Below are 17,391 nucleotides of genomic sequence, written 5' to 3'. Positions count from 1 at the left end.
TTCATCAGGGTATATCACCAATTATCACTTGAGCTACTTCAGCCAGTAGATCCTTTTAAACTGGTTTAAAAATACTTGAGTAGGATTGGTATTGTGTTTGGTGTATATAACAAAGCTTTTCTTTTAATTGCCTTAATTCTAGCTGCAGAGGTAAGTGCAGAGACATTTTTAGAAAATTTAGAATTAGATAGTCGAGTTCGTTTTCATGGTCAGAGTTTAAAAGCGACGTCTCAACCAATTTTTGCAACTGATAATACTTCATCACTTTTCTCGGCTTTAGACATGAGTGCTGAAAGTGAGGGGCTACGCCTAGCTGCAACAGCAAGTATCAATAAAATGGGCGGCAGTAGCGAAACTAAGCTAACAATATCTGAAGCATATTATGACTTTAGCATAAAAAACTGGTACTTATCTGCTGGAAAGAAGAAACTAGACTGGGATGTTGGTTATGGTTTTAGGCCTTTAGACATGTTCTCACCAACAGACTCTTTAGCCATTTATACAGCGGTCCCTCCAGGTACATTAATGGTTACAGGGGACTATTTTACAGAGTCAGGAAATGTCACTTTTATCTGTAATGAAACACGTGTTGAGTATCTCGAAAGAGGTGAAAAAGTTAAGTCAGGGCATGGTTGTGGTGGTCGTTATTATCAATTCTTTGATGGCTATGAGGCTCAAGCGGTTGCTCACTATGATAATGAGTTAGGGTTTAGAGTGGGAGGCAGTGCACAGACGGTCATAGGAAATAGTCTAGAGCTACATGGGTCGTTTATTTGGCAGCAACGACATCGAACGCCAATTGTAACTGCGCATCATGGGTTTAATAATGTTGAAACGGTGTGGCAAAAAGGGAGCATACAGGCATTACTTGGACTGAATTATAGTTTTTCGGTTGGTATTACTGCGATTGTTGAGTATTGGCATGACGGCCGAGCCCCAAGTAACCAGCAGTGGCGAGAAGTGATTGCTGGTGCCAATGAAGGAGTTTCCGAACATCAGTTAAGCCTCTATCGTGCTCACTTTGCGACCCAAAATTTATTCAGAGACAACCTAATGGTGCATTTAAGATCGTCAAATCCAATCTGGCAACCAGAGGTAACATGGTTAATGAACCCCAGTGATAACAGTATGTTAATAGATACAGGCCTATGTTACTCTAAATACGAGAGCACCCAACTTTGCTTAGGATATAGATCTTATGCTGGTGGGAATAAATCAATATATGAGCAACTAAGTTATCAAAAAACAGGGTACCTTAGTGTAGAAATAAAGTTGTAAATTCATGTCTCTAATCAACTCTTTCTCAGGATCAGAAAGTTGGATGAGTAATCTTAAGCTAGCAGTGGTTTGTATTGCACTTGGTCTACTTATTCATTTTATTGGATGGGCAAAATACCCAATTATTTCGATATTAATTTCATTAGGGATAGGATTTAGTATCCGTTTATGCCGAAAATGGTTAAAGCGGCACTATCCTCAAATGAACCTATCTTTACAGTTTCTGTTAGCGGTTACCTTCTCTTTTGTCGTTTGGGGGCTTACTCCTTTGCTGCTTGGTGTCGTAAAAAGCACAGGGGGCTATGTAGATGATTGGCAGCAATATGTTGGTATGTTGCTAATCGGAAGCTTTATTATGGTTGTCGTGAGCTTTACTTATTACCAAAGTATTCAAGCGCAAGATTTAAAGCAATCATTGGCGCAAGTTGAATTAGATCAGATTAAAAAAGACAAAGTCCTGCTCGAAACTGAATTAAGACTTCTGCAGTCACAAATTGAACCTCACTTTTTGTTTAATACGTTAGCCAATATTCAGGCATTAATCGCGGTTGATACCAAGCAGGCGAATAAAATGTTAATCGCATTAACGGCTTTATTGCGACAGAGTTTAGATAGAACCCGATCTGAATGGCTAACATTAGGCCATGAGCTTCGTTTTAACAAAGCTTACCTCGCTATACAGAAAATTCGTTTAGGTGATAGGTTGGTAATTAACTATGACGTTACCGATAAAATTACCGATGATATTTTGTTCCCTCCTATGTTATTGCAACCATTGATTGAAAATGCTGTGACGCATGGCATAGAGCAATTAACTTGCGGTGGAGAACTGACATTATCGGTTGAAAAAGAAGAAAGTAACTTAGTAATAAGCATTACAAATAATGTACCCGTTGATGGTAGCAACCGTAAGGGGACTCAAGTAGGTATGAATAATGTGAAAACAAGGTTGCAACAGCTATACGAGGGCCAGGCTAGTTTGAGATACGACAACAGCCAAGTGGGGAAAGTGGTTGTGACTATGGAGGTGCCATTAAATGTCTCACAAAGTTAAAGTAGTGATCGCAGATGATGAGCCAATTTTACGTGCACACCTAAAAATGATGTTAGAAGATGTCTGGCCTGAAATCGATATTGTAGGTCAGGCTGCAAATGGAGAAGAAGCGCTAGAGCTAACAGAAGCATTCAGCCCTAGAGTGTTGTTTTTAGATATAAATATGCCTGGGATCGATGGCTTAGAAGTGTCTAGAGTTTTATCTGAGTCAGAGCAGGCACCTATTATCGTATTTGTGACAGCTTATAATGAACATGCTGTTACTGCCTTTGAAAACCAAGCAATTGACTATTTATTAAAACCACTAGAAGAATCGAGGCTGATAAAAACAGTCCAGCGAATCCAAAAGCTTTTATCGAATGAGCACTCTGAAAGCGAACAACACACTCAGTTACAGGTAATGCTTTCTCAATTAATGCAAGAGAGTGGAGATGCTTCATCACAAACGTATCTAAAATGGATTAGAGCGAGTAAGAACAATGACGTTTACATGGTTGATGTAGATGATGTGGACTACTTCATTGCAGATAATAAATACACAGAAGTGACCGTAGGGCTTAATAAGCACTTAATTAAAACTGCGATTACAGTCTTAGAAAATCAGTTAGATCCCGATGTTTTTTGGCGTATTCACCGGAACTGTATTGTGCGGGTAGATACCATTGCGCATATATCAAAAGATGAATTAGGGCATGTTTATGTGAACTTAAAGGGGAGTGATGAAAAACTATCAGTAAGCAGGAAGTACCATCACTTATTTAAACAGATGTAAAAGCTAAACCTTTATTTAGGTTCGCTCAACTGAATAGAAAGAGGCACTAAAAGTAGCCTCTTTTTTTGTGCCTATCTTTCATTACACGACCCCTTCACTCTGTTGGCTCCTAGCTGTCGTTTATCGTTATTTTTTACCTTTTATCATTCTATGTTGCAGATTATCACCTGGGTAACACCAAGCCTGAATTGTTTCATAAGATAGCTACATCAACAGGAACAACGAAGGATTATGACGATGAAGCCACTTTCTATTTTTAAAAAAGCTATTTTTGGTGCTTCGATAGTTAGCACAGTAACTATGGCAGCTGAAATACCATCTCACGTTATTAAAGCTTATCAAGCGGGACTTGCTGGCTCACAAGCGCAAAATCAACATGCAATCAATGCATTAAAAGAATTAAATGAACAAACGCCTTCGCCAATCACTTTGGCTATGCTAGGTAGTGCAGAAACGACTCAGGCAAGATATACCAATCAACCTTGGCAAAAAATGAAATTTGCAGAGCTGGGTATTTCGAAGCTCAATAAAGCTGTGAAGCAAGTTAAGAAGGCCCCTTACCCGCAGCAAGCCAGAGTTTATATCACTGCTGGATGTACATTTTCGCAAGTACCAAAAATGATGAACAGAGCGGAGCATGGTGATCACTTATTAAAACAGGTCATCGCAGAGCGCAGTAAGTTTGATAAGTTAAATAATCAACTTAAAAAAATGACCTATCGTTGTGCGGCAATGGCTGCAGATAAATTAGAGGATCAGCCAAGAGCTAAATCATTGTTAGAGAAATCAGAGGCATTTGCCCAACTCTTAAAATCAGAAAAGGAATAGGGGTCATGCTTAAATTCTCTAACATTGTTAAATCTTATCGTACTGGAGAGGTTGTTGTAGATGCGCTTAAAGGTGTTTCTGCAGACATAGAAAAAGGTGAGACAGTTGCATTATGTGGCCCATCAGGGAGTGGGAAGTCAACACTACTCAATATATGTGGGTTACTTGATGACGATTATACCGGTGATATTTGGCTTGCAGGTAAAGCTGTGCCTAAAGATAAAAAAGCAATGACGCAAATCCGCCGAGAAAAGTTGGGGTTCATCTTTCAAAGATACAACTTAATTCCTGTGATGTCGGTGTACGAAAATATTGAATATCCACTTCTTATGTTGAATATGAGCAAAAGAGAAAGGATGAATAAGGTTGTTGATATTATTAGTAAAGTAGGCTTGAAAGATCATATATCAAAGCGTCCTGATCAGCTATCAGGCGGCCAACAGCAGCGTGTGGCAATTGCTCGTGCCTTAGTTAAAAGACCTGAAATTGTCATTGCGGATGAACCCACCGCAAATCTTGATACACCCACTGCAAATATGGTGATTGATTTGATGCGTGATCTAGGCAATGACCTGGGCAGCACATTTATTGTTGCAACGCACGATCATCGAATGACAGAGCGTTGTCATCGAGTTTTGAATCTTGCTGACGGCAACTTATCCACATTCAACCCATACGAAACTCAAAGGAGGGCGGGATAATGCGTTGGATTTCATTTGCATTCTTTAATGTATGGCGCAACGGGCGACGCTCATTGTTTACGATATTAGTGGCTGCGGTTGCCGTTGCGGCGATTTTGACAACAAGTGGGTTTGCTTTATTTACATATCAATCGCTTGCAGAAAAGGCGGCGAGAGATGAAGGTAACTTTATCATTACGCACCAAAAGTTCCTTAAAGAAGAGGAAGACACGCCTCTGCAGTATGGTTTAGATGATACAGAAACACTTATAGAGCAACTATCATCAGATGAAGGTATTAAAAGTGTTCTTCCGAGAATAAATTTTAATGGTTTGGTATCTAATGGAGAAAAGAGCTCTATCTTCATTGGTCTGGGCGTTGAGCCAGAAGAGTTTATGGTGAAAGGGCCTTTCCTAACTATGTTAGAAGGCAAAGCGCTTTCAAGCTTCGGGAATGAAGAAGAAGCTGAAGTGGTATTAGGTAAAGAGCTTGCTCGTAACTTGAAAGTGCAGGTGGGCGATTACATTACACTGATGTCTACAACCACAGACGGGGCATTGAACGCTTTTGATTTTACTGTTCGAGGTATTTATACCACAGGTGTGCCTGACTTAGATAAACGCCAGCTATACGTCAAATTGTCTGATGCTCAATCACTTCTCTATACCGAAAAAGTAAGCTCTTTATCTGTTTATTTATTCGATATAAACAAGACCCAGCAAAAGGTGTCAGATTATCAAAAGCGTGATCAGTCTCTGCAATTTACACCTTGGTGGGAGCGAGCATTTTACTACCAATCAGTAAAAGATTTATATAACAGAATCTTCGGATTACTTGGTGGGATCATGGTGCTATTAGTCTTTTTCTCAATTTCTAACACCATGGCAATGACTGTCACAGAGAGAACAAGAGAGATCGGCACGGTATCCGCGATGGGATCTTACCAATGGGAAATCATTCGTAACTTTGTGCTTGAATCTAGCATCATAGGTTTCATAGGTGCAAGTTTAGGGATCATCGCATCAGCATTTATTGCTTGGGGTTTGGTGTATGTTGGGCTAGAAATGCCACCGCCTCCAGGCAGTAATAAAGGTTATCCGTTGACGATAACGTTCTCATGGGAAATCGCTGGTATCGTCTTATTCACTATGGTGTTGGTATGTGTGTTGGCTGCTTTTAAAGCGGCTCATAAAGGAAGTTCTAAATCAATTACGGAGGCGTTAAGCCATGTTTAAATTTATTAGCAAAATATCTTTTTGCGTAATTTCTATGATCTCCTTATCAACGATGGCACAGACCGTTTATCAAGAAGATAGTGAGGTGTTTGACCCCCAACTTTCATTAATTAGCGTTGATGCTTTTCGCAGTGAATCTGATTCAGTCAAGATTTCAGCAACCGTTCGCGCTTATGACAATGATTCATTAAAGAATGAGAAACAATACGACGTCTACTCATCTACCAATAAGAATTCACTGGTTGTATTTAAATCAGCCTCTGAGCAAGGCCAGAAAGTATTAATGAAAGAGAGCGATTTTTGGATGTTTATGCCAAGAAGCCGCAGACCAATTCGCATTACCCCTTTGCAAAAGCTATTAGGCGAGGCTTCTTTGGGAGATATTGCAACTTTGAGTTGGAGTAAGGATTATCAGGTGAGTTCGTTTTCGTCTGATAAGAGTGAAATTGTCTTTAATTTGTCGGCTAATTCCAGCAAAGCTAGTTATCAAAAGATTCAATTAACGGTTGATAAAAGTGATTTATTTCCTTTAAAAGCCGAATTATATCTTCGCTCTGGTAAGCATGCGAAAACGGCCACGTTTGATCGAGGGCAAAGAAATGGTAAGTCAAAGGTTGTTGCTATGTCTCTACAAGATCAGATGCAACCAGGTAAAAGAACTGTGATTGCTTACGATGAAATTAAGCCAATCAAAGTGCCATCCAAGTTATTTAATCCACAAATTTTAATTCGCAGCGACTTGGATAAGCTCTTAACGCAATAAGAGGTTGTAATTTTGGAACTACAATTAACAAACAATCAAATAGACATATGGCAGACCTCGCTAAGTTTGTTTGAACAAAATAATGCATTAAGCGAACTGGAAACGCTGCTTACTGCATCAGATAAGCAGCAAATTAGCATGCTTAAAAGGGCCCCAGAGCGGAAAGTTAAAACGGTATCGAGGGCTTTTCTCAGAGCTGTTTTAGCCAAGTATACAGGCTTACAGCCAACCGAAATTGAATTCCGACAAGGCTTGCATGGCAAGCCTGAGATTGCCAATGCAGGGTATCAGTTAGAGTTTAACTTATCACACAGTGACAATGTTCTTGCTTGTGTCATTTGTAAAGATAAGCCAGTCGGCATTGATATTGAAAGGATCCGTTTTAAACGCAACCTAAAAGCATTAGTTAAATCTCTGTTCTCGGAAAGTGAATATGATGAATTCGAGGCATTATCAGAGCTTAAACAAGAGCAATACTTTTATGATCGATGGACATTGAAAGAGTCACTCATAAAGGCAACGGGAAAAGGACTAACTACAAAGCTAAGTAATGTCTCTTTTTCGCAAAACGACCCTGTTTCTAGTTTCTGTATTGATGGCTTGAAACTAACAAAGGTATCGGGCCACTTCTTTAGTTGGCTTTGGCCTATATCTAAGCAGCACAGATTGGCAGTTACTTTATTAGATGAAAAAAACGTAAAAAATACCGCGATTAAGTTTCGCAGTTTCCACTATTTACCAAATGTGCCTGAAGCTCAGGCTGCATAAAAAATCAACCAACAGGAGAAAATAATGAAAACTAAACTGAATAAAAAAGTACTTAAGAATCTGAATGTAAAAGATTTTAATATAGACAAATTAACCGCAAAAGTTGCTGGTGGTTCACTGGACTTGCCATCTCCGACAGATACGGGTTGCGGTAGTTTTGTGCTATGCAAGAAAAAGTAACTTGAGAATACATTTAAGGAGCTTTTAAGGAAAAGAGTCATGACGAATCAACTTGTAATGAACGCTCAAAACCAAGGCTATCCGACCCGGTTAAGCACATCCATTGAAGGGATCAGGCAAGATAGAAAAAATAAACTGGCCGCAGCATTTAGATTATTTGGTCAGTATGGTTTTGATGAAGGTGTAGCTGGCCACATTACTGCCAGAGATCCAAAGTACCAAGACCACTTTTGGGTTAACCCATTAGGTAAAAGCTTTTCAAACATCACAGTTTCAGATTTACTTTTGGTAAATCACAAAGGTGATGTGGTAGAGGGTGAAGGGTTGTTAAATGGTGCTGCTTTTACTATTCACTCGCATATTCATATGCATAGAAAAGATGTTGTTGCTGCAGCACATGCGCACTCTACGTATGGCAAAGCATTTTCTACCTTGAATAAAGAGCTGCTGCCGATCACTCAGGATTCATGCGCTTTCTATAATGATTGTGTGAACTTCAAACAGTTTGGCGGTGTTGTACTGGATAAATCGGAAGGTGAATTAATTGTTGAAGCCTTACAGCGAAAAAAGGCCATGATATTACAAAATCATGGCTTGTTGACAGTTGGCAGAAGTATTGAATCTGCTTGCTGGTGGTATATTTCACTAGAAAGAGCATGCCAGGTTCAACTACTTGCTGAAACAGCTGGCAAACCGCAATTAATAGAGGATTCGGTCGCAAAAGAGACTCAGAAATTAATTGGTCGAGAGCGTACAGGTTGGTTCAACTTCATGTCACTCTACGAGTCTATCTCGAAACAACAGCCAGATTTATTCCATTAATAAAGATAAAACTGGCTGTATTGCCACACTTTATAGCCAGTTTTTGATTCATTTAGATATTTTAAGGATTGAGATGCCAGAACATAAAGCCTTTCAGAATAATGTCTTTAGAATTAAATTTCATATGCATAATGAATTTTTTCTTCGTACCTTGAGTGCTTTCAATGATGAAGACTCAAGCTTTAGGCCGCAGCAAAATATGCTTTCTGTAAAAGATCAGGTTATGCATACGGTCGGAGCAATAGAGCTATTTGTTAGTGCTTATTTAGCAACGTTAGAGTCTACCTCAAAAATCACTCATACTTCATTTAGGCCAGGACAAGTATGGTTAGGTTCCAGTACCGCTGTGACGGATATGAGGTGGACTCAAAATGCCGACAAGAAACAGTTTGATGAAGAAGTTAACATGGAAGAAATTAAGGCGATTTTCTCTAAGACAATGGCATATGCAAGTGATGCTTTTGCTATCCCATCGGAAGTCGAGTTACAACAGCCGATCGGTGAAAACTCATTAGTGCCAGACTTCTTTTGTGCAGAAGACATTATAGAAATCATGTTAGATCATACAGCTCACCATAGAGGTGCTTTAGCCCAGTATGCTCGATTGTTAGGACACTCTCCTAAAATTCCTTATTTCGACATGTAGAAAACTTTTATTACGTGTCGTCATCTTGTTTAAATACGATTTATTAGGTGATAAACATAAAAATGAGTATCACCTAAATTTATCCTTACTTATCAGTTTTTTATATCTATTCTCTTGTTGTTATGCGTGGTTTAGTAGACAGGTTTGTTTAAACTGCTCAATCAAAAGAGCTGGTTTTACAAAAGCGTACATCACACAGAGCGTGTTTAAGCATAGCAACAGGTGGTAATACTTAATCTAGGCTCCCATGAAAACCCTATACATGATCCTGCCAGGGTAAAAAGTAAAAAAGCCAGCGACGACGAGAGATAGAAAATAGGTATTTCTTGACCATGTTTTATGTTGAGGTATTTGCTTTTTCCTAGCATGAGAAATCATTAAGTACATAGAAATTAAAGTCCAAATACTTAGCAAGTGAATTGGGCTAAAGCCAAACAAAAAGTCAAATTGCAAGGTTTTAATAAAGAAACTAGAGCAGCAGACAATTACCATAGATGTTACCCACAAATACCCAAATGCTCTGTGCGCGAGTGTACCTTTTTGTCTAGTGAGTTGAGCTGCCCCAAAAATGAGTGCAGCTATTGCAAAAAAAGAGTGAAGGGGTATGGGGTGAGAGGCATTCAATAAGATACTAATATTCATTAACTATTCCTTAGAGTTTATTTTTATCTATTTATAGTATCGAGTTACTGTGTTCTTTTAAAGGTACAAATGGCGTGGGTATTGTGCGCTTTTGATTTACTCTAAGTCCTTACTTTAGAGAGTAAAACACTTAATAGATCGCTTTTACTTTAATATGCCTTTTTAGATATTTAACCTGTGAAGCTTTAGCCGAAAATAAAAGGCGGATTAAAATAATAACAAAAAGATTCCTTGCATATCCTTTCAGTTACAGCGTGCATTTAACCAAATCTTTCATCTGGCCAGTACAGGTTCGTTTTACATTTCGATTAGATAAAGTGTGTTTGGCTCAAAGAACACGTTTATCCTCGCCAACTCACTAGCAAAACAGGTAATTCAATTCGAAACGAGTTTTTTTGCGCTTCTACTCCCCCGTTACCTCTCAAAGTTAAGATGAATTTCAAGAAAATGAATAGAAAAACACTTGATTTCAAGCTTAAGAAGTCAAATCACATATGCAAATTTTGCTTCTTAGGTCTCTGAGTGACTGAAAATACTGACTCAGCTTTTTTTGATTAACTGTTAAATCGATATCGCACCTCTTTCCAATTATAAAAAGCTTTTAAATTTCTGAGTTTAAAAGCTCATGCTGTTGATTTTAATGCTTATTTTTTTTAGAAGTTTTATAAAACCTTTCCCAAAAGACTTTTTTCGCCAGATTGACAAAATGGCACTCATCAACAGCGAGGGAGCACTAAGCACCCTCACTACACAAAATAAAAAAACGTACATATTTGTATTAAAGGAGTGCACAACATGGTTTCTAAAAAATTTACATCAGCTTTAAAGGGTTTAATTGCCGCTAGCCTAATTACAGCATCATTTACCTCTCTAGCAGAGAATGAAGTGAGTCATGACAGTAAAGTTAAAGCGCCAATCGAATTAGAAATCATGAAGTGGTTAAGCCTAGACGGGTTGATTGACGGTGAAAAGGAAGAGAAACAGCCAATGAAATGCAACCCTTATCCACGATGCAAAATCAATCCAACAGATGGCACTTCAAGTGTCTCTGACGGTATCAAAAAAGCTAACTAAAAAATAAAGGTTAAAAGTGATGAAGGCATTAATTATTGGCGGAACATCAGAAATTGGTAAAGCCATAGTCAATAAATTAGTCGATGGTGGCTATGATGTGATGTTTACCTATAACAGCAATAAAAATAAAGCAGAAGAAGTTGCTAGCTATAAGCCAACAAACATTCAATTTGCGAAGCTAAATCTAGCAAATACACAAGAAGTTGTAGCATTTACAAAAATGCTCAAATCAGATTTCTCACCAGATGTTTTAGTGAATGTCGCTGGTATTACAAATGACGCGCTTTCATTCGGTGAAATTTCAGAGAATTTGGAAAAGGTGCATACCGTAAACTTCTTGTCACCTTCGATTATTTCAGCAAAAGCAGCAGAGTTGATGATGGCTAACCGTAAAGGTCACATTATAAATATCAGCTCTGTTGCTGCAAAGAGCCCTAAAACAGGTAATGGCGCATATGGCAGTGCGAAAATAGCGCTTGAGCGCTTCACCGCATCACTGAGTCTTGAAGTCGCACGATTCAAGGTTCGAACAATCAATATAGCACCTGCATTTGTAAACACGCCTATGTTTACTCAGTTTGCAAACGGAAAAGAAAAAGAAGTTATTCGCACTCTACCTTTGAGAGAAATTCTAGAAGTCGAGGATGTTGCAAATGCAGCTATGGCATTTGTCACCGGCAATATCAAATCTACGGGTATTACGTTGTCACTAACCAACGGCGCACCTGTGCTTTAACCAAAATTAACTATAGATACAACAACTAACACAATAAATAAAGGTAAACAAAATGAACCAAACAGAAATCGCAACAATCGCAGCAAATATTTTATATCTAGATGATGTAAGCGAAATTGAATTTGATCGCTCTCTATTCGGCGACTACTCAATGTCTTCACTAGATTACGTTGACTTTGCTTTCGAACTAAAAGGTGAGTCTGGTAAAGAATTCGATCCAGATGAGCTTTGGCCAATCAACACTATGATGGATAACCCTGATTTTTATGAAAATGGCCAATGGACTGATGCAGGTCGTGAAGCATTAAAGAAAGTATTCAATGGTTTTACTGATTTAAACGAAGAAAACCCAAGCCCAGAGTCACTGTACAACTTATTTAGTGTGGACTTTATCCAACACCGAATCGGCACACTATAAAGAGGTTTAGTTATGTCTGCAGTTTATGTAAGAGCAGCAGGTATTCAAACTGAGTATTTCGATGAGCTAGCAGCCTTGGATGCGGTGTTAAACCGCGGACAGGCTCGAGCTGAAAGCGCAGAAAAGAATATCTATAAGCCTCTGAATCGGAAATTAACTAAATCAGAGGTTGCAGCAATTGCCAGAGAAGATCGCTCTATCTTAAATGATCTATCAACCATGATTTTAAACTCTATTGGAGATTTGTTAGCTAATAGTCCTGATGGAGAAGTAAAAGATTCTGAAAATACGCCGCTTTATGCAGGCACGGATGGTGTTTCTGAATATAACTTTTCGGGATTGCATAAAGTCATTGAAAAGCACGGTGGTGTAGAAGGTGCACTAAAGAATTTAGGTGAGCTTAGTAAAATGAGTAACCCTATCAATATGATGCGATACCTATCTACTAACCCTTTATATCATGCTTCAAAGCGTTTAACCCTGCGAGGTGGTGGCTATCCAATTCGTGGCATGTCCCTATCAGGCATGCAGGCGTTAGAAGATGCGTTTACTGATATTAAGCAAGGTCGAGAGTCACAAGGGGTGGTTGTGGGTGCAGGTAGTATGCGCAACTTTGACACTTTACTGGTATTCGACAAGTTGGGTCTTTTAAGCAAAGACGAAAAAGAAAGTGAAATAGACCCGTCTTTTGGTGCCGGCACACTTCACCTGAGTAAAGAAAAGCATGATGCGCTTGCAGAAGTGCTTGCAGTGGAAAGTCGGTATAGTCCATCGCCATTTCCGTCTGCAAGAGATTGGTATGACTTACTTGAATCAGTGAAATCTAAAGGTCTTGCTATTGATTTAATAGTTTCATATTGCAACGGCGTAAAAACAAATAATGAAAACGAGTTAGCCGCAATAAGAGATGTATACCCAAACATTGAACAGAAAAACTATAAGTCATCGTTTGGTTACACCAGTAAGGCAAACAATATTTTAGACCTTACAGCTGCATTAGTAGATGAAAGTGTGCCAGTTGGCTCGACGATTCTAATCAATGGTGCAGGGTTTAGTGTTGGTATTGGCTTTATTGTCATTAAAAAATTAAAAAACATAAAAATATCATAGCCATAGGTGAATAAAATGAATCAGCAGGATAGTGTTTGCATTAGCGCGTATGGTGCAATGACCCCACTGGGTCAAACATTAGATGAAATTAGTCATAATTTACAAAATGGGATCACAGGGATCCGCGAAGTAAAGAAATTTGATACTTCGACATTTAAAACAAAATGGGCAGGTTTACCTGAGTACGGCAATGAAAATATTCGTTGGCCGAAAAGACCTGGCCAACCAAACAGACCTGGCGAGCTAATTTACGCAGAAAAAGCAGTTAAACAGTTAGTTGCACAGTTCAACCCCTTAGAAAAATACAGCCCAGACCGAATTGGCTGTGTCATCGGCATTGATGAACCAGGTGTTGATCCAGAAAGGACAACACAATTCACGGCAAAGATTGGTGCTGATAAATGCAAGAAGCGTGATGAGTTTATCCCTGAAGGAACGGAGTTTTACCGCATTTCAGAGATGATGGACTTAGATGTTACATCTGCATTAAAGGTCATACACAAGCATATTCCTTTTAGTGGTTACACGCGTTGTCATGTCGGCTTATGTTCGGCTTCTTTACAAGCTCTAGGCATGGCAAGGCAGGCAATCTTAGATGGAAAAGCGGATGCGATGATCGTCGGTGGTGTATCAGCAAAGGTGACACCATTTAATCTAGCCCAGCTTGAAGCTGTGGGTGCAGTAAGTACAGATCCGCTTTTAGAAGGGCCTGCACGCTGTCGTCCATTTGATATTCGTCGCTCTGGCTTTATGCCGGCTGAAGGCTCAATTCTTTTCATTCTTGAAAAAGAAAGCGCCATTGAAGCTCGAGAAGGACAAAAATATTGTCGCTTGAAAGGTTATGGCGCCAGTCTAGCTGCTCAGCATGTGGTTGCGCCTCATACCGAAGGTAGAGAGATGCAATTATGCATGGAAAGAGCCATCGAGGAGGCCGCATTACCGTTAGCGTCTTATAGCTTTGTAAATGCGCATGGGACATCTACGAAATTGAACGATTACCATGAAACTCAGGTTCTAGAAGGCATTTTCGGTGAAGATAATGTACCACCGGTTACGTCGACGAAATCACTTCATGGACATTTAATTGCGTCGGCAGGCGCGATGGAAGTATTGGGTGTCATGGCCTCTTTTCGTGATGGTTTCATTCCAGCAGTAGCGAATCTTGAGCAACAAGACCCTGCCATTAAGGTTCCGGTTGTAAAAGAAACTCAATATAAGCCTATTACTAACGTACTTAAAAACTCTTTTGGTATGGGTGGTTTAGCTGCATCAATGGTGCTACAGAACCCGTCTGTAGCTTAGTTGTAAGGAGCCTAGAATGCGTTTTATCGATTTCTTAGGAACAAAGCAAACTTGGGTTGCGAAATACGGAAAAAATTCTATCAATTCAGAGTTTGTTTCTAATTTATTGAGCACAGTGAATGCCGGTCCTCTTGGCGAGCTAGATAAACAGAAATTACATGTGTTTTGTGTTTATAGTCCTTTGCAAGCACTGTTGTCCTATTTCATTGGCTCATATCTAGGCCTGACTTGCGCTGTGGTTTCACCGCGAAGTCTGAATAAATTACTTGATGGATATGATGTATCTAAACTAGGGGTCATCGTTACACCTATTGGTAGAAAAACACCCGTCCTTCCGCAAAAGGTAAAGTCGCTAGAATTAAACTATTCACCGACTTTAGTCGCGACAACAGAGTCGCTTCAGCCGAGTGATAGTAAAGCGCAATTTGTTTTTTGTACTTCAGGTTCTACGGGTAAAGCAAAGCGTGTGGTGCATTGCGAAACGCGGTTAGTGAACAATGCAAAAGTCGTTTCTAGTTATTTAGGTTTAACGCAAACAGATAGTTCTTACTGCGTGTTTCCGATGCAGTATATGTATGGTCTATCGACAACGTTATGTGCATTACATAGTGGCAGTGAAATCTCATATGGAGAGTTTGTTAGTCCTTCATTAGTTGCAAGTTATGCCATGAAGAACCATGTCACGGTGTTACCTATCTTAGGTGAATGGAGTTATGAATTGAGTCAAGTGTGGCTATCAGGTTTTGAGCCCAACAGACTGATTCTACTGAACGCATCAGATAGGTTATTGCAGTCACAGGCGCAAGAAGTAATGCCATGGGCCACAGCGTTTTGGAACAACCTAGGGCAAACTGAATCTGGTCCAAGGATCTTCGCTTTAGAGCTGAAACAGTTCACAGATTTAAATGAAGTATGTCACAACAACACGGTATCAGTGGGCTACCCAGTTGATGAAGCTATTAAGGTTAAGTTGGTTAATAAAAGTGTAGATACAGGTGTAGGTAACCTTTATTACAAAACGCCTTTTAAGATGGTTGGGTACCTACTTGATTGTGGAGATGTTCAAAGTGTTGAAGCATTTTCAGACAGTGGAGATTTGTTCAAACAAGACGAACAGGGGCGCTGGCATTGGATCACTCGTAGTAGTCACACTATCAAAGTAAATGGTGAGCTAGTGCCATTGACGTCGCTTACTAACAAAATTCTGAACTTTGAAGCGGTATCAGGTGTGGGTTATGTCACTAATAAAAAGGGTGAGCTTTGTACATTTGTTGAATCTTCAGATGTGAATGAAGCATTGCGCACTGAGCTGACTTCATTGATGACGCATACACTGCGCGGTAAGCGCTCCAGAGTCTCATTAGTGCCGAAGTTACCAAGAACAGAAAACGGCAAATTAGATTTATCAGAATTACGCCAAAGAAGCCTATAAAAATTTAACAATATAAATCAACAGGATAAGAAGATGAATAATGAAAGAGATACACTTTCATTGCGCCATAGTGCGTTTGATAGGAAAAGAATTCAGGCAATTGTAAACAAGTTTTGGGCATTAAGTTTTCCATCTGAAAAAGCGCCTAAGATTAGTGACTATGAGTCTTTTGCAAACTTAGTTCCAGAAATGGGCAAGGAGCAATACATCGCGTTGTCTGAGAAGGTGTTTGCAAATCATAAAGACGTGCCATTAATCATTGGTGGTTCAAGTGGTACTTCAGGGCAAAGCAAGTTAGTCATTGAAAAAACGAATACACCGGGCTCAAAACCAAGCGAAGATGATATTCAATTGATCACTGAACTAAGAATGGCTGGTGTATTGGGTCCTGGAGACATAGCTGCAAATCTGTTTATGGTAGGTATGTATTCTATTTTGCATCATGGTTTTAATCGAATTATTGAAGCATGTTATGCCTCAGTATTGCCTTTAGGCATGCTAAACCCAGAGCAAACTGACACGCAGTTAGCATTTATGAAGAAGCATAAGGTCAATGTATTAACGGGCACGCCAGGTACGCTAATTCAAGTTGCACATGCTGTTCAAGCAAGTGGTGTAGACCTAAAAATAGAGCGGATCTTATACACAGGTGAGCGCCTTGGTGAAGCAAAGGCGAAGGTGCTTAGAGAAGTGTTCCCTGGCGTACGCATTATTGGTTTTTATGGTTTGTCAGAATGTGGATTTATGGCAATCGAGGAGCAGGGTGAAAAGTATAAAGTTAGACAAAATGCTTATTTCCTAGAAATCAATGATGCAGGTCGATTACTCGTTACTTGTTTAAACGACGAATTACCAATGCCATTTTTACGCTTTGATACCGGAGATGCCGTATCGCTGACAGCACGCGGTGATCAAGTGATTATGGCTGGTATTGATAGATCTGATACGAGTTTCAACTTCGTCGGAAACTTAGTGGATGTTCGCGAGTTACGCCAAATTGCAGCAGCAGCCATTGGTGAATCAGACATTATTATCGAAGCACTTCTCGATACTAATCAGCAAGGACAAGACTTACTGACGATTCGAGTGCTGAGCCACATGTTGTCTAAAGAAGATGAAGTGGTGATCGCTGATGCTTTGCTTAGCTATGAAGAAGTTAAGGAGGCTTTAGACAAAAATACGGGAATTGTGACTGTCGAGTTCGATACTCCACAGAGTGCGACTTTAACTGGCCGTAATAAGCATCGCCAGATTCTAGATAAGCGAGCTTAGATATGGATAGTCAATTTTTAAACATTTGCCAGTTAGGCACTGTTGAAGAAGGCAAGGGTTCAGGACTCTTAAAGCTCAACAATTATCAAGGTGGCATGTCAGTTAAGCCATTATTCCTCGCACTGGAAGGCATTCATCAAGTCGCTGTGAGAGCGGGCAAAAAAGTAATTGAAGGTGCAAGTAGCCGTGATGTTCGAGTGCTACCTGTAAATATTAACCAATTTACTGAGCTCGCAGATGTTGAACTAAAAGAATATGAATTTGCTTGTGAAGCGGCTGCTTTTGGACCGTCTGCTCGAGTGACTATCTCAGTAAATGATGCAGTGTCTGCTGAGCAGGTAATAAACGCTCAAATTACAGTGGCAAGAATCTAAGGAAT

The 17,391-nt window shown here is 39.6% G+C and carries 20 protein-coding genes; 19 read left to right on the top strand and 1 reads right to left on the bottom strand.

Annotation, left to right across the window (positions count from 1 at the left end):
* Positions 1-93 precede the first annotated feature (93 nt).
* The 11 genes from ACXAC4_RS17220 (at position 94) to ACXAC4_RS17170 (ending at position 9,026) form a co-directional block, all read left to right on the top strand.
* Positions 94-1,278 carry a hypothetical protein gene (locus tag ACXAC4_RS17220; protein WP_475163780.1) on the top strand — a complete coding sequence of 395 codons (1,185 nt, stop codon included), beginning with the start codon at positions 94-96 and terminating at the stop codon, positions 1,276-1,278.
* 43 nt (positions 1,279-1,321) lie between these two features.
* Entirely contained in the window at positions 1,322-2,332 is a 1,011-nt protein-coding gene (locus tag ACXAC4_RS17215; RefSeq protein ID WP_475163776.1) for a sensor histidine kinase, read from the top strand.
* The gene (locus tag ACXAC4_RS17210) at positions 2,316-3,104 is read left to right on the top strand and encodes a LytR/AlgR family response regulator transcription factor (protein ID WP_475163771.1); all 789 of its coding nucleotides are present in this window, start codon (positions 2,316-2,318) and stop codon (positions 3,102-3,104) included. Before ACXAC4_RS17215 ends, ACXAC4_RS17210 begins: the two co-directional genes overlap by 17 nt.
* Before the next feature lie 237 nt (positions 3,105-3,341).
* Positions 3,342-3,932, top strand: coding sequence for a hypothetical protein (locus ACXAC4_RS17205; RefSeq protein WP_475163768.1), 591 nt, complete (start codon positions 3,342-3,344; stop codon positions 3,930-3,932).
* Between the two features lie 5 nt (positions 3,933-3,937).
* Positions 3,938-4,633: an ABC transporter ATP-binding protein gene (locus tag ACXAC4_RS17200; RefSeq protein WP_475163766.1), complete on the top strand. Its 696-nt coding sequence runs from the start codon at positions 3,938-3,940 to the stop codon at positions 4,631-4,633.
* Positions 4,633-5,847: an ABC transporter permease gene (locus ACXAC4_RS17195; protein WP_475163763.1), complete on the top strand. Its 1,215-nt coding sequence runs from the start codon at positions 4,633-4,635 to the stop codon at positions 5,845-5,847. Before ACXAC4_RS17200 ends, ACXAC4_RS17195 begins: the two co-directional genes overlap by 1 nt.
* The gene (locus ACXAC4_RS17190; protein WP_475163759.1) at positions 5,840-6,610 is read left to right on the top strand and encodes an outer membrane lipoprotein-sorting protein; all 771 of its coding nucleotides are present in this window, start codon (positions 5,840-5,842) and stop codon (positions 6,608-6,610) included. The genes ACXAC4_RS17195 and ACXAC4_RS17190 overlap by 8 nt, the downstream gene beginning before the upstream one ends.
* A 12-nt stretch (positions 6,611-6,622) precedes the next feature.
* A complete protein-coding gene (locus ACXAC4_RS17185) occupies positions 6,623-7,378 on the top strand; it encodes a 4'-phosphopantetheinyl transferase family protein (RefSeq protein WP_475163756.1) in 756 nt (251 codons plus the stop codon).
* Positions 7,379-7,402: 24 nt separating this feature from the next.
* The gene (locus tag ACXAC4_RS17180) at positions 7,403-7,558 is read left to right on the top strand and encodes a hypothetical protein (RefSeq protein ID WP_157599100.1); all 156 of its coding nucleotides are present in this window, start codon (positions 7,403-7,405) and stop codon (positions 7,556-7,558) included.
* 39 nt (positions 7,559-7,597) lie between these two features.
* Positions 7,598-8,380, top strand: coding sequence for a class II aldolase/adducin family protein (locus ACXAC4_RS17175; protein WP_475163753.1), 783 nt, complete (start codon positions 7,598-7,600; stop codon positions 8,378-8,380).
* Between the two features lie 73 nt (positions 8,381-8,453).
* Positions 8,454-9,026: a DinB family protein gene (locus tag ACXAC4_RS17170; RefSeq protein WP_475163751.1), complete on the top strand. Its 573-nt coding sequence runs from the start codon at positions 8,454-8,456 to the stop codon at positions 9,024-9,026.
* A 237-nt stretch (positions 9,027-9,263) separates the two neighbouring features.
* On the opposite strand, the gene ACXAC4_RS17165 is transcribed toward ACXAC4_RS17170, so the two are convergent.
* Positions 9,264-9,668, bottom strand: coding sequence for a DUF2306 domain-containing protein (locus tag ACXAC4_RS17165; RefSeq protein WP_475163749.1), 405 nt, complete (start codon positions 9,666-9,668; stop codon positions 9,264-9,266).
* A gap of 795 nt (positions 9,669-10,463) precedes the next feature.
* Between ACXAC4_RS17165 and ACXAC4_RS17160 the strand changes: the two genes are divergently transcribed.
* From ACXAC4_RS17160 to ACXAC4_RS17125, 8 genes are read left to right on the top strand one after another with little or no spacing between them, the layout of a single operon-like run.
* Complete coding sequence (locus ACXAC4_RS17160) at positions 10,464-10,742, top strand: hypothetical protein (RefSeq protein ID WP_475163746.1); 279 nt, start codon at positions 10,464-10,466, stop codon at positions 10,740-10,742.
* A gap of 19 nt (positions 10,743-10,761) precedes the next feature.
* On the top strand, positions 10,762-11,478 hold the full coding sequence (locus tag ACXAC4_RS17155) for an SDR family NAD(P)-dependent oxidoreductase (RefSeq protein WP_421965475.1): 717 nt from the start codon (positions 10,762-10,764) through the stop codon (positions 11,476-11,478).
* A gap of 52 nt (positions 11,479-11,530) precedes the next feature.
* Entirely contained in the window at positions 11,531-11,896 is a 366-nt protein-coding gene (locus ACXAC4_RS17150; protein WP_421965474.1) for an acyl carrier protein, read from the top strand.
* Between the two features lie 12 nt (positions 11,897-11,908).
* Positions 11,909-13,006, top strand: coding sequence for a beta-ketoacyl synthase (locus tag ACXAC4_RS17145; protein WP_475163742.1), 1,098 nt, complete (start codon positions 11,909-11,911; stop codon positions 13,004-13,006).
* A gap of 15 nt (positions 13,007-13,021) precedes the next feature.
* Positions 13,022-14,308 carry a beta-ketoacyl-[acyl-carrier-protein] synthase family protein gene (locus tag ACXAC4_RS17140; RefSeq protein ID WP_421965473.1) on the top strand — a complete coding sequence of 429 codons (1,287 nt, stop codon included), beginning with the start codon at positions 13,022-13,024 and terminating at the stop codon, positions 14,306-14,308.
* Positions 14,309-14,324: 16 nt separating this feature from the next.
* Complete coding sequence (locus ACXAC4_RS17135; protein ID WP_475163739.1) at positions 14,325-15,740, top strand: AMP-binding protein; 1,416 nt, start codon at positions 14,325-14,327, stop codon at positions 15,738-15,740.
* 33 nt (positions 15,741-15,773) lie between these two features.
* Positions 15,774-17,012, top strand: a complete 1,239-nt coding sequence (locus tag ACXAC4_RS17130; RefSeq protein WP_475163737.1) for an AMP-binding protein — start codon at positions 15,774-15,776, stop codon at positions 17,010-17,012.
* Positions 17,013-17,014: 2 nt separating this feature from the next.
* A complete protein-coding gene (locus tag ACXAC4_RS17125) occupies positions 17,015-17,386 on the top strand; it encodes a hypothetical protein (protein WP_475163734.1) in 372 nt (123 codons plus the stop codon).
* Positions 17,387-17,391: the final 5 nt, after the last annotated feature.

The organism is Pseudoalteromonas sp. AWM4_233 (assembly GCF_056158285.1).
This window is presented reverse-complemented; position numbering and strand designations above follow the sequence as displayed.